General features: G+C 32.2%; 5 protein-coding genes. All 5 read left to right on the top strand.

Annotated elements, in window-relative coordinates; translation table 11 throughout:
- Positions 1-148 precede the first annotated feature (148 nt).
- The 5 genes from DIU01_RS03065 (at position 149) to dnaG (ending at position 5,380) form a co-directional block, all read left to right on the top strand.
- Complete coding sequence (locus DIU01_RS03065; RefSeq protein ID WP_290831786.1) at positions 149-703, top strand: hypothetical protein; 555 nt, start codon at positions 149-151, stop codon at positions 701-703.
- 138 nt (positions 704-841) lie between these two features.
- Positions 842-1,402 carry an RNA polymerase sigma factor gene (locus tag DIU01_RS03060; RefSeq protein ID WP_290831785.1) on the top strand — a complete coding sequence of 187 codons (561 nt, stop codon included), beginning with the start codon at positions 842-844 and terminating at the stop codon, positions 1,400-1,402.
- On the top strand, positions 1,389-2,132 hold the full coding sequence (locus DIU01_RS03055) for a hypothetical protein (protein ID WP_290831784.1): 744 nt from the start codon (positions 1,389-1,391) through the stop codon (positions 2,130-2,132). The genes DIU01_RS03060 and DIU01_RS03055 overlap by 14 nt, the downstream gene beginning before the upstream one ends.
- Before the next feature lie 28 nt (positions 2,133-2,160).
- Positions 2,161-3,261, top strand: a complete 1,101-nt coding sequence (locus DIU01_RS03050) for a hypothetical protein (RefSeq protein ID WP_290831783.1) — start codon at positions 2,161-2,163, stop codon at positions 3,259-3,261.
- 139 nt (positions 3,262-3,400) lie between these two features.
- A complete protein-coding gene (dnaG, locus tag DIU01_RS03045; protein ID WP_290831782.1) occupies positions 3,401-5,380 on the top strand; it encodes a DNA primase in 1,980 nt (659 codons plus the stop codon).
- The last annotated feature ends 57 nt before the right edge of the window (positions 5,381-5,437 follow it).

Genomic DNA, 5,437 nt, shown 5'->3' with positions numbered 1-5,437 from the left:
GTTTGTCATTCCGCAGGAATCGCACAAGAAATATTTTTTTTAATATATTTACATTCAGTAAATTAAAGTATAACTTATTTTTTTTAAATAATTAAATACAACCATTTTATAACTTAAATCGTCTATCAAAATAGAAATCATTAGTATCATGAAAAAACTAACATTCTTACTTTTCTTTGTTTTTGCTGCTGCAACTGCCCAAAAAGCTGACAGAACTAATTTTGGGTCATTACAAAACATAAAGGCATCCGACTATGCGGTGACATTTACCTCAAATTTTTCTAAAACTGGTGGAAGCAATGAACCTTTCAAGATGGTTTTTATTAATACCATTACAGGAAAAACTAATGAGGTTGTACTTGCTGAAAAGACAAACATCAGAAAAGTACACACTGATATTGAGGCCAACTTTCTTGGTTCAAAATTTGTCGTAGTAGAATGTTATTCTGAAGTTGAAAAAAGACTGCCAAAAGCATCAGGTTTTGTATCTAAATTATACTTGATTTCGCTTAATGATTTTAAAGTTACTCCAATTTCAACTGAGGATTTTAGTTTGAAAAATTGGCAGATTAATACTAAAACCAACAAAATTGTTTTTATAGAACAAGAAAATGGTATGAAAGATTTATCTGGTGAAGTACAGAAAATAATGGTATTCGATCTAGATAACGGAACAAAAAGAGAAGTTTTTTCAAATAATTAATTTTTCCATGCAACCATTTTGCAACTATAATCGTCTATGTAAATAGAAGTCTGTTTTTAATGCAAATAACAGAACACTGAATACTAAATACTGAACACTGAACACTGAACACTGAGCACTGAACACTGAACACTAAAAATGAAAGTAATCAACTTACATCAAGAAGAAAGAGAATTAATCGAACTGGCTGTCGAGAACAATCGTCATGCGCAACATAAGATTTATTCTAAATTTTCTCCAAAAATGCTAAGTGTTTGCAGGCAATACATAAAAGATTTGCACGAAGCCGAAGACATTATGATTACCGCTTTTATGAAAGTCTTCACCAATCTGAAAAATTTTAAACACGAAGGAAGTTTTGAAGGTTGGATAAGACGAATTATGATAAACGAATGCATTTCCTTTATTAGAGTTCAAAAGAAAGTTAAGTTCATTGAAGACGAGAATTATTTTGAAGAAAGTTTTAACAATATTGAAAGCCAGTTTTCAGTCGACGATATTCAATTTTTAATAGATAATTTGCCCGACGGATATAAAATGGTTTTCAATCTGTATGCAATAGAAGGTTATAAACATCAAGAAATTGCAACAATGTTAGGGATAAATGAAGGAACATCAAAATCGCAGTTGTCTCATGCCAGAAAGGTTTTACAAGAGAACATCAGCAAACTAAAAAATTACAACAATGGAACCGAATAAATTAGAAAATCAAATAAAAGAGAAACTAAATTCTCGCGAAATCCAACCAACCGAAATGGCTTGGGACAGATTAGACGCTATGCTATCAGTTTCTGAAGAAAAAAAAACAAAGCGTTTTCCGTTTTTGACATCCAAATTTATTGGAATTGCTGCCAGCGTTTTGGTTTTTCTATCTGTTGGTTTGTACTTTATAAATCAAGAAAATACCGATATTGACATTCAAGAATCAGTTGTTGTAAAAGAATCAGTTAAAATAAATACTTCAGAGGAAAACAATAATGAAGTGAAAGAAATTAATTCAATTCCGGTTCAATCAGAAGAACAAGTTGCAGTAACTACAAACAATAAATCACAAACAATAAACAAAAAATCATCAAAGAGTTTCAATCAAAACAATCAAAAAACTACAGTTAATCCAATCATCAACAAAAACAAAGAAATAGAATTTTTAGGAAACGGAGATGTCGCACAAAAAGACCTTCCGCGAATTGAAACTAGAAAAGAAATCGTAGTTTCTAAACCTAACAATGTTAATGTTGACGATTTATTAGCATCGGTAGAAAACGAATCTAAAAGCACAAAAAAACCTTCTGTAAAAGTAAACGCCAATACTTTGTTATCTCAAGTCGACGGAGAATTAGAGCAAAGTTTTAGACAAAAAGCCATCAATAGAATTAGTAGAAATTACCAAGAAGTAAAACTGGCACTTGCCAATAGAAATCAGGAATAAAAATCATTAATCATTAAATTAAATCATCATGAGAAATTTTACAATTTACTTAGCACTATTACTATGCCTTTTTGCAAGCAAAATGGTAGCACAAGAAACTTTTGAAGGCAAAGCAAAAGCTATTGCAAACAAAATCGAAAAAATCACAACAGAAGAAAAAGAAGCATTAAAAGTTGAGGTTGAGGAAGTAAACGTTCAGTTTGAAAAAGGAACAATTACCAAAGCGCAAGCCGATAAAAAAAAGCAAGATTTAGCACAAGCTAGAGCTACAATTATCGAAAATAAAGTAGCCGTTGCTCAAGAAGAATTGAAAGATTTAGTTCAGCAAAAAGTGAACGGAAAAATCAATTCTGATGATTCTGAAACTTCAAAAGACAGTATACTATTTGAAGGAAAAAGATATTCAATTTCTTTTAAAGTTAAAGATAGTACTTATATAGATGCTGATGGAATTAAAAGAGTTTATAAGAGAAAGTACAAAGAAAATAGTGAAAGACGCACTACATCACAATTCGTTTTTGCATTGGGTTTAAATAATGTAGTAACCGACGGTTCTGTAGAAAATTCGGATTTCAAATTTATGGGTTCTCGATTCTACGAATGGGGTTTAACTTACAATACACGCCTCGCCAAAAACAATAATTTATTGCATTTAAAATATGGAGCTTCGGTAATGTACAACGATTTACGACCAACTCAAAATAGAGTTTTTGTAATTGATGGTGATCAAACCAACTTAGAAACAAGTCCGATAAACTTAAAAAGTTCTCGTTTTAGAAATGTTTATTTGGTTGCGCCTTTACATTTAGAATTTGATTTTACAGAGAAAAAAATTAAAGACGATAAAGCAATTTTTAGAACACATCAAAGCTTCCGTTTCGGAATTGGTGGTTATGCTGGAGTACGAATCAAATCAAAACAAAAAACAGAATACAAAATAGACGATATCGACTATGATGTAAAAGCAAAAGGCGATTTTAACGCAAGTAATTTCATCTATGGTGTGAGTTCTTACATTGGTTACGGACAAACAAGTTTGTATCTAAAATACGATTTAAATCCGTTGTTTCAAGACAATGCAATCAAACAAAATAATGTTTCATTAGGATTGCGTTTCGATTTCAATTAAGAAATTTGTTAGGTTATTTATAGTGCAACCTGCAAGGTTTTCATTAACCTTGTAGGTTTTTTTATTTAAAAATTGGTAACTTTAAACCCTCAAACTTTTAAACTTATAACCATATAAACTCTTAAACTTTTTTTCAAAATTGATTACCAAAGAAACCATAGATAAAGTTTACGAAGCATCTCGAGTAGAGGAAGTTATCGGCGATTTTGTACAATTAAAACGCGCCGGAAGCAACTTCAAAGGATTGTCTCCGTTTTCAGATGAGCGTTCGCCTTCGTTCATGGTTTCGCCAGTAAAACAAATTTGGAAAGATTTTTCATCCGGAAAAGGAGGAAATGCCATCGCGTTCATCATGGAGCACGAACATTTTTCCTATCCAGAAGCCATTCGATATTTAGCCAAAAAATACAATATCGAAATTGAAGAAACCGAACTTTCAGACGAGCAAAAAGAAGTTGCTAACGAAAAGGAAAGTCTTTTTTTAGTTTCCGAATTTGCATCGAAATATTTTCAAGACGTACTTTTAAATACCGAAGAAGGAAAAGCAATTGCCTACACGTATTTTAAGGAACGCGGATTCACAAACGATACCATTAAGAAATTCAATTTAGGATATTCACCCAATCAATGGGATGCTTTTACAAAAGAAGCGCTCGGAAAAGGATATAAATTAGAGTTTCTAGAAAAAACCGGACTCACAATTGTAGGTGAAGACAAGCAATTTGATCGATTCAAAGGTCGTGTGATGTTTCCAATTCAGTCCATGTCTGGTAGAGTTTTAGGTTTTGGAGGTCGAATTCTAACCAACGATAAAAAAGCAGCCAAATATTTAAATTCACCAGAAAGTGATTTGTACCATAAAAGCAAAGTCTTGTACGGAATTTTTCATGCCAAACAAGCCATTGCCAAACAAGATAATTGCTATTTAGTCGAAGGTTATACCGATGTTATTCAAATGCATCAAACCGGAATTGAAAATGTCGTAGCTTCATCTGGAACGGCTTTAACACCAGATCAAATCCGATTAATTAACCGATTGACCAAAAATATTACTGTTCTTTTTGACGGTGATGCGGCTGGTTTACGAGCTTCCATTCGAGGAATCGATTTGATTCTAGAAGAAGGAATGAACGTAAAAGTCTGCACTTTTCCAGATGGCGATGATCCAGATAGTTTTGCAAAAAAAACACCATTACAAGATTTGACAGCTTATCTGGAAGAAAATGCGATGGATTTTATCCAATTCAAAGCATCACTTTTAATGAAAGATGCCAAGAACGATCCTATCAAGAAAGCCGAGCTAATTCGAGATATGGTGGCTAGTATTTCTAAAATTCCAGACAGAATTAAACGAGAAGTTTACATTAAAGAAGTTTCTAGAATCATGGAAATTTCCGAAGATGTACTTTTTAATACTTTGGCTCAACTCGTTAAAAAAGATATTTCTGAGTTAGGTAAAAAGCAAAAAGAAGAGCAACAAACCTCATTTGAAGTTCATAAAAACGAAAATGTTGTTGCTGCTGCAAATGTCGATATCCAATTTGAACTCGAACATAAAATTATAGAAATCCTATTACTTTACGGAAACGTAGAAGATGATTTTGAAGACATTCACTTAAAAGCCAACGAACGAGGCGAGATGGAAGAAGTGAAAGAGATGAATAAATACAAAGTACACCAACGTATTTTTTTAAGTTTACAAGAAGACGAAATCGAACTAGCAAATCCTTTATTCAGAAGTATTTACAACGATATCATTAACTATTATAATCTAAACGAATCGTTCGAATTAGATCAATATTTATCGCAATTACCGTCAGAATTGGCTCAAGAAGTGACTACAATTCTCATGAACGACGAGCGCGAAGCATTACACAATTGGGAAGCCAAAAACATATTTGTAAAAGCCAAAGACAAAACCATAAGTCAATATGTTTCTGAAACTATTCTTACTTTAAGATGGTTTCTAGTCAATAAAATTATAGACGAATTAAAAACTTCAGTAACAAAAGACGCCGAAACCGATAATTCCGAAACCTTATCGATGGTAGTAGATTATCTAGGATTAACCAACGTATTCTCCAAAAAACTTGGAAGAGTAATCTCAAGACATAACTAGAAAAATCCCAAAACAAAAATTCCAAATCCCAACGATAAAATTGGAATTTGGAATTTA

It is taken from the genome of Flavobacterium sp., from assembly GCF_003525665.1.
Classification (GTDB): Bacteria; Bacteroidota; Bacteroidia; order Flavobacteriales; family Flavobacteriaceae; genus Flavobacterium.
This window is presented reverse-complemented; position numbering and strand designations above follow the sequence as displayed.

Excerpts from the sequence above, each read along its gene's own strand:
- DIU01_RS03050 (WP_290831783.1), top strand. The coding sequence starts at position 2,161 with ATGAGAAATTTTACAATTTACTTAGCACTATTACTATGCCTTTTTGCA.
- DIU01_RS03065 (WP_290831786.1), top strand. The coding sequence starts at position 149 with ATGAAAAAACTAACATTCTTACTTTTCTTTGTTTTTGCTGCTGCAACT.
- DIU01_RS03055 (WP_290831784.1), top strand. The coding sequence starts at position 1,389 with ATGGAACCGAATAAATTAGAAAATCAAATAAAAGAGAAACTAAATTCT.
- DIU01_RS03060 (WP_290831785.1), top strand. The coding sequence starts at position 842 with ATGAAAGTAATCAACTTACATCAAGAAGAAAGAGAATTAATCGAACTG.